The sequence below is a fragment of the Paraneptunicella aestuarii genome (genome assembly GCF_019900845.1).
Lineage (GTDB): Bacteria > Pseudomonadota > Gammaproteobacteria > Enterobacterales > Alteromonadaceae > Paraneptunicella > Paraneptunicella aestuarii.
Genome location: NZ_CP074570.1, coordinates 2,736,226 through 2,757,152, shown reverse-complemented (window position 1 = coordinate 2,757,152; position 20,927 = coordinate 2,736,226). Strand labels below are relative to the sequence as shown.

The 20,927-nt window shown below is 46.8% G+C and carries 4 protein-coding genes; all 4 read left to right on the top strand.

Going from position 1 to position 20,927, the window contains the following annotated elements; all coding sequences use genetic code 11:
* The 4 genes from KIH87_RS10605 to KIH87_RS10590 all read left to right on the top strand — a co-directional run bounded on the left by KIH87_RS10605 (window position 1) and on the right by KIH87_RS10590 (window position 20,921).
* Window positions 1–6,945, top strand: a complete 6,945-nt coding sequence (locus tag KIH87_RS10605; RefSeq protein WP_232357863.1) for a non-ribosomal peptide synthetase — start codon at window positions 1–3, stop codon at window positions 6,943–6,945.
* Window positions 6,942–8,927: a condensation domain-containing protein gene (locus KIH87_RS10600; protein ID WP_232357862.1), complete on the top strand. Its 1,986-nt coding sequence runs from the start codon at window positions 6,942–6,944 to the stop codon at window positions 8,925–8,927. Before KIH87_RS10605 ends, KIH87_RS10600 begins: the two co-directional genes overlap by 4 nt.
* Window positions 8,924–13,807 (top strand): non-ribosomal peptide synthetase, encoded by a 4,884-nt coding sequence (locus KIH87_RS10595; RefSeq protein WP_232357861.1) that lies wholly within the window; start codon window positions 8,924–8,926, stop codon window positions 13,805–13,807. Before KIH87_RS10600 ends, KIH87_RS10595 begins: the two co-directional genes overlap by 4 nt.
* A 70-nt stretch (window positions 13,808–13,877) precedes the next feature.
* Entirely contained in the window at window positions 13,878–20,921 is a 7,044-nt protein-coding gene (locus KIH87_RS10590; RefSeq protein WP_269751470.1) for a non-ribosomal peptide synthetase, read from the top strand.
* Window positions 20,922–20,927 lie beyond the last annotated feature (6 nt).

Below are 20,927 nucleotides of genomic sequence, written 5' to 3'. Positions count from 1 at the left end.
ATGTTCAGTGCAAGTAAATTTATTAAGGACTTAATTAATTTGGGCATTCACCTGTCGGTATCCGATGGGAAACTGAAAGTCAAAGGAGATAAAGAAAGCCTCTCTGAAGACTTATTGGCTCAGATAAGAAGTAACAAGGATGAACTTGTCTCCTATTTGGAGGACTATCAGAATCAGTCCAATAGCTTGATTTCAGCGGAGCATATTAAGGTTGAAGATTTCGATAGAACATTGCCCCAGCCACTGTCCTTCGCACAGCAGCGCCTTTGGTTTATTGATCAAATTGAAGGACAAAGTACGCAATATAATATTCCTTTGGCATTAAATGTTTCAGGAAAACTAAATCCTGAAGTTGCAGAGCATGCGTTTAAACAGGTTATTCAGCGTCACGAAGTATTAAGAACCGTATTTGTTTATCAGAATGATGAGCCTGCACAGCAGGTATTACAGATATTTGATTTCAGGTTACATACAGAAGATCTCAGTGATTTGAGTGCACAACAGCAGAAGGAGGTTGTTGAAGGGCTTATCTCTGAAAATATCAATTACCATTTTGATCTTTCTAGTGACCTGATGCTGCGTGCCCGCTTTATAAAGTTATCAGAGCAGAAAGGTCTGTTGTTGTTCAATTTGCATCATATTGCGGCTGATGGCTGGTCGATGAATATTCTTGTGCAGGAATTCATGGCCGAATACGATGCAGCTCAAAATTACCAGGTTGCTTCTGTCGCACCATTGTCGATTCAGTATATTGATTATGCCCGGTGGCAGCGCAAAAATCTGGCTGGTAAAGTCTTGGCGAACCAGCTGGGTTATTGGGAAAAACAATTAGATAATTTACCTCTTTTACATGCTTTACCTTTAAAAAGTTCAAGACCGGCAAAGCCCGATAATACCGGTACTTCGTTGGTTTTCTCTATGACCGATAAAGTGGTTGTGGAAAAGCTGCAAGCATTGGTAAAAGAACGGCGTGTTTCGTTATTCATGTTGCTACACAGTGCATTTTCGTTACTGCTGTCAAAACATAGTAATGAATCCGATATTGTTATCGGTACGCCTGTTGCTAACCGTATGCAGGCTGAACTGAGACCCTTAATCGGTTTGTTTGTTAATACTTTGATTTTAAGAACTAATTGTATCGGGAATCCTGTGTTTCTGGATTATTTGAGCCAGGTTAAAAAGGTTAATCTGGATGCTCAGACTAATCAGGATATCCCTTTCGAATTTCTGGTTGAAAAGATAAACCCCCTTCGTAGCGAATCATATTCTCCACTTTTTCAGGTGCTTTTCTCCATGAATACTAATGAGAAAAGCGATCTGGAACTGAATGGTATCCAGCTATCGTCATTAGAGAGTGAACAACATACTGTTAAGTATGAATTATCGTTGTCTGCAGCAGAATCTCATTCAGGCCTCGAATTTTCATTTGAATACCGCACGGATTTATTCGAAGAGTCTTTTATTAAAACTCTGGCTGACCATTACTTATCACTTTTAAAAGGAATTGCCGAACAGCCAGGTGCAAGGATTTCGGAATTCTCAATTTTATCGCCCAAAGAAGTCACGTTCCTGATAGATGGGATCAACGATACCAGGGTTGAATATCCACCAGAGTTGCCTCTGCATATTTTGTTCGAAGAACAGGTGTACAAGACTCCCGATAAGATTGCATTAATTGATAGTGAGAGAAAAGTTTCATTCGCTGAGCTAAATCAAAGAGCAAATCAGTTAGCACATTATCTTAGTGCGAATGGCGTAGGAAAAGAGACGCTGGTCGGTGTATGTATGGAGAGAACGCCGGAATTGGTTGTTGCTATTCTGGCTATATTCAAAGCCGGTGGAGCTTATGTTGCTTTAGATCCAGATTACCCTCAAGCTCGTTTGCAGTACATGGTTGAGGATACTCAACCTGGACTTGTCATTACTCAATCCCAACTGCTTTCGGTGATGGGGTTTGCTACAACCACAACCTTATTGGCTCTGGACAGCCCTGATTTACAAGGGTTGTTACATGAACAATCTGTAGCGAATCCACAAATATCTGAAGCAAACAATCCGGGTAATCTTGCATATGTTATTTATACCTCTGGTTCTACTGGAAAACCTAAAGGAGTGATGGGGGAACATGGCGCTATTTTGAACCGCATACGCTGGATGTGGCGAGTTTATCCTATGCAGGACAATGACGTTATGTGCAGTAAAACTGCATTAGGTTTTTTGGATTCGGTCTGGGAGTTATTTGGCGGTTTATTACAGGGGCTCCCTACCGTACTGGTGAGGTATGAAACGGTCAAAGATATCCCGGTGTTTATTGCTCTGCTGACTCAACAGAGAGTGACTCGACTGGTAGTCGTTCCTTCTTTGCTGGAAGCAATGATACGAGAGGGGCAGGCCTTCCGGAATTGCCTTGATGTGTTAACTCACATTACGGTGAGTGGTGAAAAACTCTCCGCAGAATTAACTAAACGATTTTTAAGTTTTAGTAGCCAATGCCGCCTGCTTAACCTGTACGGATGTTCGGAAGTTGCCGCAGATGTGACATGCAGCGAAGTTACCAGGAAAAATTGCGAACAAAACCTGATTGGTCGCCCAATTGATAACATGCAGTGCTATATCCTTGATGAGAATCTGCAGCTTTGTCCATTTGGTAGTAAAGGTATGCTGTATGTCTCTGGTCCCGGAGTTGCTCGGGGCTATTTGAATAATTTAGAACAAACCACGCAGCGTTTTATTACTAATCCATTTAATGAAACATCTGAATATCAACTTTATAAAACTGGTGATCGTGCGTATTACACTTCCGATCGTGCATTGGTTTATGTGGGCAGAGACGATGATCAAATTAAGATCCGGGGCTTCAGGATTGAACCCGGTGAAATAGAGCAGCAATTACTCGCTCATGATGCAATTTATAATGCTGTTGTTACCACGAAAGAATTTGCTCCGGGAGAGTCATATCTGGTGGCGTATGTTATTCCGGCTAGTCTGGAAGAAGCATTGTCCTCTCAGGATTTAAAAGCGTTTCTGCATGAACGTTTACCTGACTACATGCTACCAGGAATGTTTGTGGTGCTGGAGAGCTTTCCTAAAACCTCAAGTGGCAAAATAGATAAACGAGCTTTACCTTTGCCCGACAGAATATCTTCTCAAGGGGAATATCTGGCTCCTGAAACGCAGGAGGAAAAGGTTCTCACGGGTATTTGGGCTGAGCTACTGAATCTGGACGCTGACAGCATCAGCGTTAGTGCCAATTTCTTTGAATTAGGAGGGCATTCCTTACTGGCTACACGAGTTGTCAGTCTGGTCCGTGATGCCTTTGGTGTCGAAGTACCATTGCGGATGTTATTCGAAAAACCAACCATCCGTGAATTCGTCACGCTACTATCGCAGTTTGCCGACAATGTGGTGATGCCTCCTATCGAGGTCGCTTCTCGTGACGAGACGCTACCATTGTCATTTGCCCAGCAGCGGTTGTGGTTTATTGACCAGCTTGAAAACAGTAATCAATACCATATCCAGGCCAGCTTTGAATTACACGGTGAGCTGGTGACTGAAGCCTTTGAGCAGGCTCTTTCCACTATCGTACAACGCCATGAAGTGCTGCGCAGTGGTATTGAAAAACGTGACGAGCTGCCTGTGTTGGTTATTCACGAGCAGGTAGCGTTGCCCGTCACCCGGGTAGATCTTTGTCACTTGTCCTTGGACGCGCAGGAGCAGGAAATTCGCCGTCTTGTCGCGCTGGACAGCAAAACCCCGTTTGATTTGAGTCGACCCCCATTATTACGTCTGCACCTTATTCAATGCGACAGTCAGCGTCATGTGGTGTTGTCCAGCATGCATCATATTGCGTCGGATGGCTGGTCGATGGGAATACTGGTCAAAGAGCTCAATACCTTGTACGGAGCCTATTGTCAGGGGCAGCCGGATCCATTACCGGCGCTGACAGTGCAGTATGCAGACTATGCACGCTGGCAGCGGGAATGGCTACAGGGCGATGTGCTAGGCCAGCAACTGGATTACTGGAAAACTCAGTTGGATAGCGCTCCACAGGTACACAGTTTACCGCTGGATAAACCCCGTCCGAAACAGCAGCAATATCAGGGTAAGGTGTTAACCCGTAAGTTATCCGTCGATGATACCCGGCAGCTTCAGTTAGTGTGTCAGGCTCAGGATGTGACCCTGTTTATGCTGATGCAGACTGCCTTTGCCGTGCTGTTGTCACGCTTTAGTGGCGAGACAGATATTGTTATTGGCTCACCGTCATCGGGTCGGGTACACAAGGATTTGGAAGGCTTAATTGGCTTCTTTATCAATGCATTGCCACTACGCAGTGATGTGTCGGGTAATCCCCCTTTTGTTGAGTTACTGCAGCAAAACCGTCAAATGATACTGGAAGCCTTTGAGCATCAGCATATCCCGTTTGACATGCTGGTTGAGGAAGTGAAGCCACAAAGGTCGATGGCCTATGCACCGCTGGCCCAGATTTATTTCACCATGCAGAACAATGCCGTGCAGTCTTTGGAACTTGAGCAATTGGATCTACAAGGGCGTGGTGCAGAAATAAGTGTTATCCGCTATGACCTGGAATTTGACATGTTTGTTGCCAATGAACAGCTGGTGATTGACTGGAAGTACAACACGGCGTTGTTTGAAGAAGAGACGCTGGTACGAATGGCTGACAGTTTTGAGCAGATGTTGTCTGGTATTGTGCAGGACATTCAGACACCGGTTGAGTTCTTGCCGCTGTTAACTGCAGAGCAACAGGAGACATTGTTGTACGGCTGGAACGATACGGAAGTTGAAATTGACCTGGTCGGAGGCGTGAACAGAGGGTATCTACAGGCCTTTGAAAACCAGGTTGCGAAAACCCCGAATGCCATCGCGGTGATATCGGGTTCGGCCCAGCTAACCTATGGGGAGCTGAACAGCCGGGCAAACCAGCTGGCCCATTACCTGATTAGCCAGGGTATAGAGAATGATATCCCGGTAGCGCTGTGTTTATCGCGTACACCACAGATGGTTATCGCGTTGATGGGGGTGCTGAAAGCGAGAGGTGCGTATTTGCCGCTGGACCCGGGTTATCCGAGAGCACGTATCCGTTACTTGCTGGATGATGCGAAGGTGTCACTGGTGATAAGTGATAGCGTGCTGTCACAGGAGCTGGAACTGTTGGATGAAACACTGGTGTGTCTGGATGACAGTGAGTTTTTGTCGTTGTTACAGCAACAACCGACAGAGTCGCCAGAGGTAAGCATTTTTGGTTCGGATATGGCCTATGTGATTTATACATCGGGAACGACAGGGCAGCCCAAAGGCGTGATGGTGACGCACGGTGGTTTGATGAACTATGTGAGTCACGCGGGTAGAGATTACCTTGTTGAAGTGCAGGGTGGCGTGGTGAGTTTACCGCTGGTGTTTGATGCTACGGTGACAAGCTTGCTGGCGCCGTTGTGTCATGGTCGTTATGTTGAGCTGCTTGCCGAGGGTGATGATGCGCTTGAGCGTCTGGAAGATTACCTGCTGGACGATGAAGACCGTTTGTTGTTTAAACTGACCCCGGCCCACCTTGATGCGTTGTGGGCGACGGGTCGTATAGAGCGGAATGAGGATATTGAGCACGTAGTTGTTATAGGTGGAGAGCAGTTAACGGTGAGCACGATGGAGAAATGGCAGGGCTGTTTCCCGAATGCGGTGTTTATCAATGAGTATGGTCCGACAGAGACGGTGGTGGGCTGTTCTGTATTCAGAGTGACGCGGGAGTCACTTGTAGGTGAGTCGGTACCGATAGGAAAGCCGATACAGAATACGCATTTGTATTGTCTTGATGAGTATCAGCAGTTGTTACCGGCGGGTGTGTCGGGTGAGTTGTATATTGGTGGAGCGGGTGTAGCGCGAGGTTACCTTGGACGAGAGGGTTTAACTGCCGAGCGTTTTGTTGACAGTCCGTTTGAAGGAGGCGGTAGATTATATCGGACGGGTGACCGTGTGCGCTGGCGTTATGATGGCGAGCTTGAGTTTTTGGGTCGTATTGATAATCAGGTCAAGGTGCGGGGTTACCGTATTGAGCCGGGCGAGATAGAAGCGCAGTTGCTGGGTCATGAAGCGGTTGAGCAGGCGGTGGTGATAGAGCGTCAACAGCGTTTACAAACCTATATTGTGCCGTCGAAAGGTAGTGCCTATCCGGTTCATGCCTTGGCACGGATGAGCAAGGATAGTCGCTGGGACAGTGTATTACGCAAGAGTCTGCCTAATGGCATGGTGGTCGGGTGTCTGAACAGTGGGGAAACCGATTTCACCTATGATGAGATATTCATAGAGCAGACCTACCTGAAACACGGTGTGACCTTGAAACCGGATGCGACCATTTTTGATGTGGGTGCCAATACGGGGATGTTCACGCTGTTTGCGGGCCAGTTATGTCCGCAGGCGAAGTTGTATTCCTTTGAGCCGATCCCGGATGTGTTCAGGGTGTTATCGTTTAATGCGGCTCTGTATAACGTGGATGTCCAGTTGTGTAACTTCGGGTTGTCGGATCGAGCCCAGGAAGTGACCTTTACCTTTTACCCTCATAATTCCCTGATTTCTGGTCGTTATGGCGATTTGGAGGAAGATCTGAGTGATGTGAAGGTGTATCTGTATAACCAGTATCAAGAGGATTTGGAGCAAGGTCGATTAAGCAGTGACGAGTTTGATGAGCTGTTGAATGAGCGTTTGCAGAGTGTGGACGTGCACTGTCAGCTACAGACGCTATCCCAGGTAATAGAAGAGTATGATGTGAAGGTCATCGACCTGTTGAAGCTGGATGTCGAGAAGAGTGAGATGGATGTGCTTCGAGGTTTGAAAGATGAACACTGGCCATTGATACAGCAGATGATAGTGGAAGTGCACGATATTGAGAACCGGCTTGAGGCGTTACAGGGGCTGTTGGCTCAAAAGGGTTTATGACTCACATTGGTCAGGAGAAGTTGCTGGAAGGTTCTCCGCTGTATGTGATTTATGCGATTCGAGAAGGTTATCCGCAAGGCAGTGTAGTGCATGACGAGGGGAATATGACAACGACCCGATACCCGTGGAGTGACAAGCAGGTATTGTCGGGTGCGTTACGGGAGTTACTGGCAGAGTCGTTACCTTCCTATATGGTGCCGGATGTTTACCTGTTCCTGGATGAGTTTCCGTTAACGGTAAATGGCAAGGTTGATACCAAGGCATTGCCTGATGTACAGCAGAGCGAAGAGTATGTTGAACGAACCGGGCCACGTAATGAAGTAGAGCGGCAGTTGTGTGAGATCTGGCAGGAAGCATTGAACCTGCCAGAAGTAGGTATAGAAGATAACTTCTTTGCCATGGGTGGAGATTCCATTGTTTCAATCCAGGTTGTATCGCGAGCGAAGCGTCAGGGTTTGCATTTTACGGTGCGAGAGCTGTTCGACCATCAGACCATAGCCAAACTTTCAAAGGTTATAGGGCATGGCAGCCAGGTACAAGCTGAGCAATCCGAGGTGAGTGGGGAACTGACTCTGTTGCCGGTACAACGAGCCTTCTTTGAATGGCAGTTACCGGTGGAGAACCACTATAACCAGTCAGTTTTGCTGGTAACCCCACAAGGGTTTGACGACAAGGCACAAGAAGCGATAGTGCGGAGTCTGTATCAACGTCATGATGCGCTGCGTTTACGCTTCGATAGCCAGAAGCGTAGCGCCATGCATGTGCCGTTTAGTGCAGAACTGTTGGTACAGAGCCTTGAAGTACATGATTTCAGGGACATTTCTCCGGAGCATCGAGAGGCAGAACAATTAAAGGTGGTTAACCAGGCACAGGCGAGTCTGGATATTGGTTTGGGACCGGTATTCAAAGCGGTGTATATGGAGGATGAAGAACAGGGTCGATTGTTGTTGGTAGTGCATCATCTTGTCGTTGATGGTGTCTCGTGGCGGATACTGTTGTCTGACCTTGAGACGGCATGGAAACAATACCGTTCAGGTGAGCCGGTAGCGTTGGCAGATAAGAGTTCATCGTTACAGCAATGGGGAGAGGCCTTGAAAGGATACGTGAAGTCGCATCATGTGCAAGGGCAGAAAGACTACTGGCGAGAGCAGTTATCACAGGAGGTGTTGCCACTTCCGGTTTCATCAGAAGAGGCTTGGGGTAATGAAGCATCGGGCTTCACGCTGGATGAAGAATCGACCCGACAGTTGTTGGGAGAATGTAATGATGCTTATCGCACCCGGATTAATGAATTGTTGTTGTGTGGTTTTTTGATGGCTTACCGACAGTGGAGTGGTCAGCACAGCTTGCGTTTATTGATGGAAGGTCATGGTAGAGAGGAGTTGTTTGAGCATCTTGATGTGAGTGACACAGTGGGATGGTTTACTTCTTTGTATCCATTGATTCTAAGTGATGCAGGTGTGTCGCTGGATGACAATCGAGAGGTTGGAGAGCTTATCAAACAGGTTAAAGAGCAATACCGAGCAGTGCCTGACAAGGGTATGGGTTATGGATTGCTACGTTATCTGGATCCGGATAGTGGTCTTGAAGCGTTGGAGGCTAAATATAATCCTGCGCAGATAGAGTTCAACTACCTTGGTCAGTTTGACAACACGATTAATCAGGATTCGGCTTTTGTTCCCGCAAAAGAATCTGCTGGGGCGAATTCTGATCCTGTAAATCCTTCATCTACTGCCATCAGTGTTATGGCAATGATAAGCAAGGGGTGTTTGCAAGTGAATGTTGAAGTCGCGGACAACCTCGCATCAGCCGAACTTTTAACATCGGAATATTCACAGGCTTTGAACGCCATTATTTCCACCTGTTTGCAACATAACCTAAGACAACAGTTGTTGGATCAAAATAAAGAACAATTGGAAATCCGCTCAAAACAAGCGGGTGAACAAAAAGAACAGTCTATCGAAGCGAGTTTGGAATTATGAAACTGGAACAACTTTTAACGGCGTTAAATAATAAGAAAATCAGCCTGCAATTGGACAATGGCAAAGTTAAAGTATTCGATCAAGACAAAAATCTCGATGATGAGTTAGTCAAATGGCTAAAACACTATAAACCGGAAATTGTTCAATGGTTGTCACAAGGAAAGGGCTTTACTGCGAGTGATTTCTCGTATTCGAAGCTGTCTTCAGAGCAAATTTCTGATATTGAATCCCGCTATCCCAATTTGCAGCGTTTATATATAGCAACGCCAATGCAAACAGGGTTTATTTTCCATGGCATGCTGGATGGTGCGGGTACGTCTTATACGACACAAATTTACTGTGATCTGGTGGGGGAGATTGATAGCAAGGCGCTGCATGGAGCCTGGCAAACGGTATTGCAACGTCATGATATTCTGAGAACCTGCTTTGTTGGTTTGGACAGTAACCAAATCCATCAACTGGTCTGTAATAATGTGATTCTTTCCCTGCATGAAGAAGACTGGCGTCAACAGGAACCTTCAGGCGTGGAAGAACAATTAGCAAACTGGCGTAAGGCAGATCAAGAGAAGGGATTTGATTTTGCACAAGCGCCATTGATGCGTATAAGCCTGATCAGAGTTGGCAATAATAAATATCACTTTGTCTGGTCCCATCATCATGTGTTGTTGGACGGTTGGTGTGCTCCCATTATTTTTGAAGAGGTCATGAGTTGTTACAAGGCGCTTTCCAATGGTGAAACGCCAGATCTTGGTACAACTATTTCTTATGAAAACTACATTTCATGGCTATTCAGAAAAGATAATGAAATGGCGAAAAGTTATTGGCAAAATCATCTGAAAGGGTTCACTTCTCCAACGAATATTCCTCATAAGATTATTAATAAAAATCTGCAATCTATTGATGTGCAGAAAATATATGTTGCCTTGCCACAGGAATACAGCGACAAAATTGCCGAAATGGCAAAAGCGGCGCACTGTACAATCAATGTTGTTATGCAGTTGGCCTGGTCCTACGTTTTACAGCGTTATACGGGCAAGGATGATGTTGTGTTTGGTTCTACTGTGTCTGGTCGTCCTGCAGAGTTGCAGGGGGTTGAGACCATGATGGGATTATTTATTAACAGTATTCCGGTACGCGTGCAATTGAGCTCCGAGGCCACGTTAAGAGATATTTTTGCCCAGATACAAAAAGATAACGTTGATCGTAACGAGCACAGTTACCTGCCATTGGCAGAAGTGCAAAAAGTATGTGATGTTGAAAATGGTACGGCTTTATTTGATAGCTTACTGGTATTTGAAAATTATCCGACAAATGAAGCTATAAGTGATAAGGCTAATCAGAAAAAGAATAGCTTTCAGGTAGAAAATCTCAGTGCAAACAGCAATAACAATTTGGGAATATCTGTTATTGCCCATTTTCAGAATGCCCAACTTCAGTATGAGATAGCTTTCCAGACTGCACAATTTGAACCAGACATGATGCAGCGATTGGCTAAGCACCTTGAGCAAGTACTGATTGCTATTTCAAAGGTTGGACTAGACAGCCGTTTAGAAAACTTGAATATGTTGAGTGAGGTAGAAACTCGACAATTGGTGCATCAATGGAACAATAACGAGAAAGAGTATCCGAAAGATGTTGGTTTACATCGCTTGTTTGAACAACAGGTTGTACAGACCCCTGATGCAATTGCTTTGCAGTACAAAGATATTCAGGTCACCTATCAGGAACTTAATGAGCAGGCCAATCAATTCGCTCATTATTTACTTGAAAATGGAGAAGCTCCCGGAAAATTAATTGGTTTATGTATGGATCGCTCTATTGAAATGATGGTAGCGATGCTCGGTATAATGAAATCAGGTTCAGCTTATGTTCCTCTAGATATTAAAGCGCCTGAATCCCGAATTACCCATATTCTGCATGATTGTGGAGCCAGTTTGCTCGTTACTCAAACGCATTTGAGTAGTCAACTTCCGGTAAGTGATAGCAGGCATTTATGCCTTGATGAAGGGGTTCAAAGTTCCAGTCTGTCTACAATGCCCAAATCAAATATTGGGGCACTCGACGCCGAAGCTAACAGTATCGCTTATGCCATTTATACATCGGGCTCAACCGGGCAACCTAAAGGTGTTCTTATTCAACATCGTAGTCTGGTTAATTTTATTTGTGCCGGTAAAGATGCATTTTTACAGGGGCTGATTAAAGGTTCGGTGGTGAGTTCACCTGTAGCTTTTGATGCGACAGTACAGTCTTTATTTATTCCTTTAATTGCCGGGTTATATGTTCGATTGTTGCCAGAAGAAGCGTTGCCAATTGAGTCTTTAAGTGATTGCTTGTTTAACAGCACTGACGCCTTGTTATTCAAGATCACACCCGCACACCTGAAAGCTTTATATAATTACACTCAAGGACAAACTGCTCCTTATGCCAGACATGTGCTTGTGGTTGCAGGTGAACAACTTACTTCAGAAGTGATTTTCCCTTGGTTGGTGAATCTGCCAAATTGCCAGTTCATCAATGAATACGGGCCTACGGAAGCAACGGTAGGAACCACAATTTTCAATATTAATAATGTCGAAACATTACCTGCGCCAGTCATTCCAATTGGTAAGCCATTAACCAATGCCCAGTGTTATGTTTTGGATTCTCAGCATCATTTGGTGCCACTTGGATGTGTGGGTGAACTTTATATTGGTGGGGCGGGGTTGGCTGAAGGTTATCTAAATCAACCGGAATTGACGGCCGAGAAATTTATCACTAATACCAATGTGAATATACCTGCTCAACGTTTATACCGTACAGGTGATTTGGTTAAACGACTAAACACCGGTGATTTGGAATATATTGGTCGTATTGACAATCAGGTGAAGTTAAGAGGATTTCGCATTGAGTTGGGTGAAATCGAAGTCTTGCTTAGTGCTATTGCTGGGGTTGATCACGCTGCAGTTATCGTTTGGCAGGGGAGTGATGCTGAAGCCCGTTTAGTTGCTTATGTTGTTGTTAATGAACTGCAATATGAACAAGACGAATTGCTACGCAAGGCGCGTACATCAATGTTGATTGATCAGTATCAGGCAGAGCTTAAAAAGCATCTTCCTGATTATATGTTGCCAGCTAACTACGTCTTTCTGAATACTATGCCGCTTTCTCCAAATGGCAAAGTGGATAGGAAAGCTCTGCCGGCACCAGAATTATCTGATATTCAAAAAGAGAAATACGTAGCGCCTGAAAATGAGATTGAAGAACAGCTGTGTAAAATTTGGGAAGAAGTACTAAAAATTCCTAAAGTTGGGATACAGGACAACTTCATTGCTCTTGGTGGTGACTCTATTATCTCAATTCAGGTAGTGTCTATGGCTCGTCAGCAGGGGCTGTTCTTTGGTGTCAGGGATCTGCTGGAGCAGCTGACAATTGAAGCGTTAGCACCATTTGTCAGCACCGAAGAGATTGTTTCTGCTCCTCAGGGCGAGGTTACTGGTGTCATGCCATTACTGCCTATTCAAATTCAGTTTTTCGAAATGAACCTGCCGGTGCCAAACCATTACAATCAGTCGGTATTGTTAGAGGCGCCAGTTGCTTTAACTGAATCTGATTTACATAAATTAATCACAGCTATCTATTCTCGTCACGATGCTTTACGACTGCGTTTTAACCAAACGGGTGAAAAGCTTGAAACGATCTATATGCCTTTTAATCGGCTAATGATAGTTCAGTCCATTGAGGTTTTTGAGCTAAATAATCCTGATGAAGCTGATTGGAGAAATCAGGTTGAACAGCATTGTGAGCGACTTCAGGGGAGCCTCAATATCCAGAATGGTCCGCTCTTTAAAGCTGCTCTATTTAGAATTAATGGTGAGCGCAATGTGTTGTTATTTGTTATGCATCACCTGATAGTCGATGGCGTTTCATGGCGTATTTTATTGAATGATCTGGAATATGGATGGGGGCAGTTAGCACAAGGTGGTGAAATTCAGCTGCGTCCAAAAAGCAACTCTTTCCAGCAGTGGGGTGAAAAAGTCCATCAGTATGCCAAGTCTGACCTGATGCGTAAGGAGCGTAATTATTGGGTGCAGAAAATGTCATCCTCTGTTACACCCATCCCCAAATCTATGAAAACCAGAACGAAGTCAGAAAGGGATTTTCAGACTGCTCGTTTTCAGCTGACAGAAAAAGAAACCACATTCCTATTGGGAGAATGCAACAAAGCCTATCGCACTCAGATCAACGAACTCTTACTAACTGGCTTGTTAAAAGCTTACAAGCGATGGTTAGGTGGGGAGGCCATGTTATTGAAGATGGAAAGTCATGGCCGTGAAGAATTATTTGATAATTGTGATGTCGGTGAAACAGTGGGTTGGTTTACTTCGATTTACCCATTGATTTTGTCATCGGGAAAAACAGAAGATATTGGTGATTTAATTAAGGCAGTAAAAGACCAGTATCGAGAAGTTCCCAACAACGGTATTGGTTATGGGATCTTGAAGCACATCAATAATGATCAGGAAGTAATAAAACTGGATCAGGCGCTGCCAGAACCCGCAATCAAGTTTAATTATATGGGGCAACTGGATAAATCTGTCAACCAGGACACGCAATTCCAAACAGCTCGAGGGCTCTCTTCTGGTCATTCTGTTCATCCCGAAAATAACCCGCCTGCAGTAATGTCGGTTTCTTGTGATGTTTATCAGGGGCAACTTGGTGTGAAGACCACCCTGGGACAGGAATATCAGGATATCAGGGGCTTTAGTGAAGCGTTGGAGCAGGCATTACAGGAAATCATCGTCCGTTGTGGCAATGTAAACCAGAAAAAAGAATTACAGGAAAGTTCCAAAGTGTTCGCGACCGACAGTTCTGAACTTGCAGAGAAAGGTATTCAGATATGAGGCCTGATAAAAGAAAAAACATGGCATTTCACATTTTTAGCACTGCTTTCAGTATTAAGGGGTATTTACTTTGAGCTGCAAGGACTTATTACAGCAACTGGCGCAAAAAAATATCAGTATTGGCTTGGTTGATGGTCAATTAAGACTATTGGATCCTGATAACAATCTAAACGAAACGCTACTACAGGATATACGTTCTCAGAAAGAAGAACTCATTGCTTTACTGAAAGACGACTTCAACAAGGATAAGCATGATTTTCCGTTAGCTTCGATTACCAGTGAAGAACTGGTTAAGATTCAGGGAGCTCATAAGGAAATTGAAGATCTCTATATTGCTACGCCGTTACAGGCCGGTCTTATTTTTCATGGCCTTTTTGATGGGGCCGATTCGGGTTATATACTGCAAACCTATTGTGATCTGGTTGGTGGTATCGATATTAACGCCTTTAAAAAAGCCTGGCAGTTAGTCGTCGACAGACATGATATTTTACGTACTTGTTTCACTGGCCTGGATTCGGAAAATATCCACCAGTTAGTGAAGCAAAATTGCCCGCTAGAATTCAACGAAGAAGACTGGCGTGATGTATCAAAAGAGATTTTGAGTGATAGGCTTACAGCATATCGAAAAGCAGATAAAGCTAAAGGTTTCGACTTTGAACAGGCACCATTACTAAGATTTTCACTTATCCGGACAGAAGACGAAAGATATCACTTTGTCTATGCTGGGCATCATGCGTTGGTTGACGGTTGGTGTACGCCAATCCTGTTTAAAGAGGTCTTTACATTTTATCGTCAGTTAGTAGCAGACCAGATTCCCTCATTGCCGCCAGTTCTGCAGTTTAAAGAATATATTCGCTGGTTGCTCAAACAGGATCCAACAGCCTCACGTTTGTTCTGGAAAGAGTATTTGCAGGAATTTTCTGAACCTACACGGCTTGGCCTGCCCAATTCACATAGTGATGAGCATTTTTCTGAATGCGGTAATGTCCATGTTCTGGTGAATGCCGACATTGCGGAACAGTTAAATCAATTGGCCACTCAGAGCAATTGTACAATGAATACCTTGGTGCAACTGGCTTGGGCATACCTGCTGCACAATTACAGTGGCGATAAAGATGTTGTATTTGGAACCACCGTCTCTGGTCGGCCTGCTGAATTACCTGGTGTGGAAAATATGCTGGGATTGTTCATTAACGTTATTCCATGCCGAGTCCGATTTGATGAGCAACTTACCATTGCTCAATACCTCAAAGCATTGCAGCAGGCTAACCTGAGCAGAGATGAAAATTCTTTTGTTTCTTTAGCTGATATTCAACGTGCCAGTGAACTACCTAATGGAACTCCGTTATTCAATAGTCTGTTTACGTTTGAAAATTACCCTGTAAATAAGCTTATCGAAAGCTCTGACGGTGGCTCAACGAACAAAGAGAGTAAATCCGGAGCATTTTCAATTGAATCAGCTGCTGGCTTGCAGTGGTCAAATTATCCTTTGGATATTTCCGTGCTGTACCAGAATACTTTAATGCTGGACATTCGATTTGATCAGAGCGCGTTTGATGAATCCAGTATCTGCCGTTTGTTAGGCCATCTGGAGCAGATCCTTGAAGGGATGGCGTCAGGTGGGCCTGAGATGGCGTTGTCATCATTAAAGTTGCTGACCGAGGCAGAAGGACAGCAGTTGGCGTCCTGGAACGCGACAGATTTTGACTATGACCGCGAAGCGGGAGTCGGAGCGCTGTTTAGTGCCCAGGCGATGTCGACACCAGGCAATATAGCCGTAGAGGGTGCAGAAGCCGGAGATGGTGGAAGTGCTTCGTTGAGCTACGGTGAGCTTGAGTCCTTGTCCAATCAATGGGCGTATTATCTGTTGTCCCAGGGTATTCAGTCCGGTGATGTGGTAGGTATTTACCAGTCAGAGGGACGAGAGCTTTGTGTGGGATTGCTTGCGGTTATCAAGGCCGGAGGCCGTTTCCTGTTGCTGGATACCCAGTATCCGGCCCCGAGGTTGTCATACATGCTGCGGGACAGTGTAGCCGCAGCGGTGTTGTGCCCCAAGCTCGCCATGACTGATTTTGTGCCAGAAGGTGTGAAGGTCATTGTGATGGATGAGGATGCAGCGATAGAGCAGGTATCATCGATGCCCGGGGAAAGAGGAGGTTTACCGGTTTGTGGTGGCGATGATGGCATTGGTGTTTTCTACACATCGGGCTCCACAGGCGAGCCGAAGGGTGTGTTATATAGCCATCGCAACCTGGTGAACTACAGCCTGTCGATGCAGGCCGTGCTGGGCAGTTGTGGTGATGACCGTGTCTGGCAACTGGCATCGGTCAGTTTTGATGTGATACTTGAAGAGCTGTTACCGGCATGGTTGTCGGGTGCAACGGTGGTGAGCCGTGGAAGTGGTGGGTTAGTTGGAGCAGCCGAGCTGCAGGCATCGATGAAGGATTTATCCATCAGCGTACTGGAGCTTTCGTTTGCCCAGTGGCGAGAATGGCTGTACTGGCTGGAAGTGAATAATGAAAGACCGCCGTCAGGACTGCGGGTGGTGATGGTTGGATGTGAAGCGATACCGGTACGGTTGATGCGTCAGTGGATGGCGTACGATGTGGAGCTGGTTCATGTATTTGGTTTGACGGAGACAGCGATTACGTCCAGTACGTGGCATTCGAAGGATTGGGATGCCAGTTTATCGGGTAGTCTGCCCAGTGGCAGCCCGTTGGGTAATACGCGTTTGCATGTGCTTGATGCTGCTCAGGGTTTGCAGCCCGTGGGTGTGGCTGGTGAATTGTATATTGGTGGCGATGGTGTGACCCAGGGTTATCTTGGTCGCAGGGAGCTAAGTGAAGCACGTTTTGTGGAATTGCCATGGATAGATAGTGGTCGTTTGTACCGAACAGGAGACAAGGTTCGCTGGCGAGAAGACGGTAATATTGAATTTCTTGGTCGGATGGATAACCAGGTGAAGATACGGGGTTACCGTATAGAGCCGGGGGAGATAGAGTCGCGTTTACGGGAGTTGCCGCAGGTACAGGATGCAGTGGTGCTGGTACGGGATGATGCCGGTCATGACAAGCAACTGGTCGGTTATGTGGTGTTGGAGGTTCAGGGCGGGGGCTCTGAGGTACTGTCGGATATCAAGGCCGGGCTGTCACGGCATTTACCGGGTTATATGATACCCGGGCATTTTCTGTTGCTGGAAAGTTTACCGCTGACGTTAAACGGCAAGGTGGACAAGCAGGCGTTACCGGCTCCGGGGTCACAGTACCTTGAGCAGTCAGAATATGTTGCTCCGCGTAATGAGGTGGAATCGACCTTATGTGATATCTGGTCTTCGGCGTTACGTGTTGAGCGTGTCGGTATCAGGGATAATTTCTTTGAGCTGGGTGGGGATTCGATAATCTCCATCCAGATAGCTTCCCGTGCAAGTCAGGCCGGAATTAGCCTGTCGGTTCGTCAGTTATTTGAACATCAGAATATTGCCGATGTCGTGGCGAATCTGGATAAGAGAGTCGGCATGGATGTCTTCCAGGGCGAGGTCAGTGGCAAGCAGGTGCTGTTACCGATACATCACTGGTTTTTTGCCGAGAAGCAGGTCAGGCCATCGTATAACAATATGTCATTGTTACTGGTTCCCCCGGTGGATGTTGACGAGAGGTGGTTACGGGAGTGGCTGTATGCCATCTTCCAGCGTCATGATGCATTGAGGCTGCGTTTTTATGAGTCGGATGGGCAGTGGCATAGTGATTACTTTCCCTTGCAGGAGCTGTCGATTGATAGCGCATTTACCCGTGTTGATATGAGAGGCATGGATGAGTCGGCCCGAACGGCGTGTTTGGGTGAGACGGGCCAGGAGTTACAGGAAAGCTTCTCATTGTCGGGTGGACCGTTAATGAAGGTCGGTTATTTTGATGCTGATGAGGCACAGGACAGTCGATTATTACTGGTGTTGCACCATGCGGTGGTAGACGGAGTTTCCTGGCGGATATTGCTGGATGATTTAAGCCTGGCCTATGAGCAACATAGCCGGGGTGAGCGGTTGTTGCTGGGGAATAAAACGACATCGTATCAGCGCTGGGCAGAGGCGCTGGTTGAGTATGGTCAGAGCGAGGCGTTTGAGGCTGAAATCGGTTACTGGCGACGGAGTCTTGGAGCCGATGTGCCGGCCTTGCCACAGGATGAGAGAGTAGAGTCGGAGCTGGATGTTGCGGTACATCAATTCAAACTGGATGAAGCGGAAACGGAACAACTGTTACGTCAGAGCCCGGCGGCCTATCGAACCCAGGTGAACGAACTGTTACTGGCGGCGGTCTGGTTAGGTATATACCGCTGGAGCGGTAACAGTGCGTTGCGTATCTGGATGGAAGGTCATGGTCGGGAAGATATTTTTGAATCGCTGGATGTGACGCAGACGATGGGGTGGTTTACCACCTTGTACCCACTGACGCTGGATGTTCAGGCGAAGTATCCAGGCGAGATTATCAAGCAGGTCAAAGAGCAATACCGGGCGTTGCCGAACCGTGGACTGGGTTACGGTATAGCCCGCTACCTGTCACCGGAGATTGATTTACCGGATGGCGGTGCTGTTGAGGTGACTTTTAACTATCTGGGCCAGTTTGACCAGGCGGTAAATAGTGAGACCGCGTTCCAGGTTGGCAGGGAGTTTAGCGGACGTAATGTTGCACAGGGTAATCCAAGAGAGGCGTTGCTGAATATTTCCGGGCAGGTGGTATCGGGGTCACTGGTATTGGGTGTGGATTATGACCCGGGTAGCTATCGGGCGCAGACCATGGAGCATCTTGGTCGCTGTATTAAAGAATCCCTGCTGAGTTTGACAGCCCATTGCTGTGAGCCTGGGGCCGGTGGTTATACGCCGAGTGACTTTACGTTGTCGAAGGTGAGCCAGTTGCAGCTGGACCAGTGGCAGCGTCGTTATAGGAATATTGAGGATATATACCCGACAGTTCCGATGCAGCAGGGAATGTTGTTCCATCGTTTACTGGATAATGAAGCAGGGGCCTATCTTGGTCAGATAACCTATCGTATCAGGGGGCCGCTACAGGGTGAGCGGCTTCGTGAAGCCTGGCAGCATCTGATATCACGTCATAGTGCCTTGCGTACGGTGTTTGTCGGTTTTGAAGATGAGAATATCCAGCAGTTGGTGCTGGCCGATGCGGCATTACCGTGGCATGAGCAGGACCTTTCGGGGCTGGAAGCATCAGCACAGGAAGCAGCTTTGGAGGCTTATCAGGCTCGGGAGCGTGAGAAGGGTATTGACCTTGAGCGTGCGCCGTTGATGCGTGTGGGACTGTTTGACCTTGGTGGAGAGCAGTATCACCTGGTGTGGAGTTATTTTATGGGCGCCTTTGATGGTTGGTCATTACCGATTATCAATCAGGAGCTTTTTGCCTGTTACCGAGCTTTGTGTCAGGGGCATGCGCCTGTGCTGGCGAAGGTGAAGCCGTACCGGTCCTATATGCAATGGTTGGGAGCTCAGGCGCCGTCGCAGGCGGAAGATTACTGGACAGGTTACCTTGCCGGTTTTGATGAGCCGACTCCATTATCGATTGCGAAGTTGTCGGGTGATGTGGTGGCGGCTGCGTCGGCCTGGCAGGGAACGAGTTTGTCTGTGTCGGTGAGTCAGGCGCTGGAGCAGTTGGCGAAGCGCCAACAGGTAACGATGAATGTCATAGTACAGGCGGCGTGGGCGTGTTTGTTGTCGCGTTACAGTGGATTATCGGATGTCGTGTTTGGTACGACGGTATCGGGTCGTCCGTCACAGGTGTCGGGTGTTGAGCAGATAGTTGGATTGTTTATCAACACGATACCGAGTCGAGTGAATTTCTCGTTGTCGGGTACGTTGGGAGAGTTGTTAAGTCATATTCATGGAGACAATATCCGTCGTGAAGAATACAGCTATATGCCGTTGGCAGACATCCAGAAGTTGAGTGAATTGCCTCAGGGTAGTGCGATGTTCGACAGTTATCTGGTGTTCCAGAACTACCCGGTTGAAGATGTGATTGAACAACAGGGGCAGGTTAATAACGAATTAACTTTTGAGATCCAGAGTGAAGATGCCAAATCTGATTATGGATTAGATGTATCTGCTACTTATCAAGGGGTCTTGTCATTTAAAGTTGAATATCGGGAAGATGTTTATAGTCAGTCCAGTATCTGCCGTTTGTTAGGCCATCTGGAGCAGATCCTTGAAGGGATGGCGTCAGGTGGGCCTGAGATGGCGTTGTCATCATTAAAGTTGCTGACCGAGGCAGAAGGACAGCAGTTGGCGTCCTGGAACGCGACAGATTTTGACTATGACCGCGAAGCGGGAGTCGGAGCGCTGTTTAGTGCCCAGGCGATGTCGACACCAGGCAATATAGCCGTAGAGGGTGCAGAAGCCGGAGATGGTGGAAGTGCTTCGTTGAGCTACGGTGAGCTTGAGTCCTTGTCCAATCAATGGGCGTATTATCTGTTGTCCCAGGGTATTCAGTCCGGTGATGTGGTAGGTATTTACCAGTCAGAGGGACGAGAGCTTTGTGTGGGATTGCTTGCGGTTATCAAGGCCGGAGGCCGTTTCCTGTTGCTGGATACCCAGTATCCGGCCCCGAGGTTGTCATACATGCTGCGGGACAGTGTAGCCGCAGCGGTGTTGTGCCCCAAGCTCGCCATGACTGATTTTGTGCCAGAAGGTGTGAAGGTCATTGTGATGGATGAGGATGCAGCGATAGAGCAGGTATCATCGATGCCCGGGGAAAGAGGAGGTTTACCGGTTTGTGGTGGCGATGATGGCATTGGTGTTTTCTACACATCGGGCTCCACAGGCGAGCCGAAGGGTGTGTTATATAGCCATCGCAACCTGGTGAACTACAGCCTGTCGATGCAGGCCGTGCTGGGCAGTTGTGGTGATGACCGTGTCTGGCAACTGGCATCGGTCAGTTTTGATGTGATACTTGAAGAGCTGTTACCGGCATGGTTGTCGGGTGCAACGGTGGTGAGCCGTGGAAGTGGTGGGTTAGTTGGAGCAGCCGAGCTGCAGGCATCGATGAGGATTTATCCATCAGCGTACTGGAGCTTTCGTTTGCCCAGTGGCGAGAATGGCTGTACTGGCTGGAAGTGAATAATG

Bases quoted from the DNA above. Each gene is read 5' to 3' on its own strand.
- KIH87_RS10595 (WP_232357861.1), top strand. From the start codon at position 8,924: ATGAAACTGGAACAACTTTTAACGGCGTTAAATAATAAGAAAATCAGC.
- KIH87_RS10600 (WP_232357862.1), top strand. From the start codon at position 6,942: ATGACTCACATTGGTCAGGAGAAGTTGCTGGAAGGTTCTCCGCTGTAT.
- KIH87_RS10605 (WP_232357863.1), top strand. From the start codon at position 1: ATGTTCAGTGCAAGTAAATTTATTAAGGACTTAATTAATTTGGGCATT.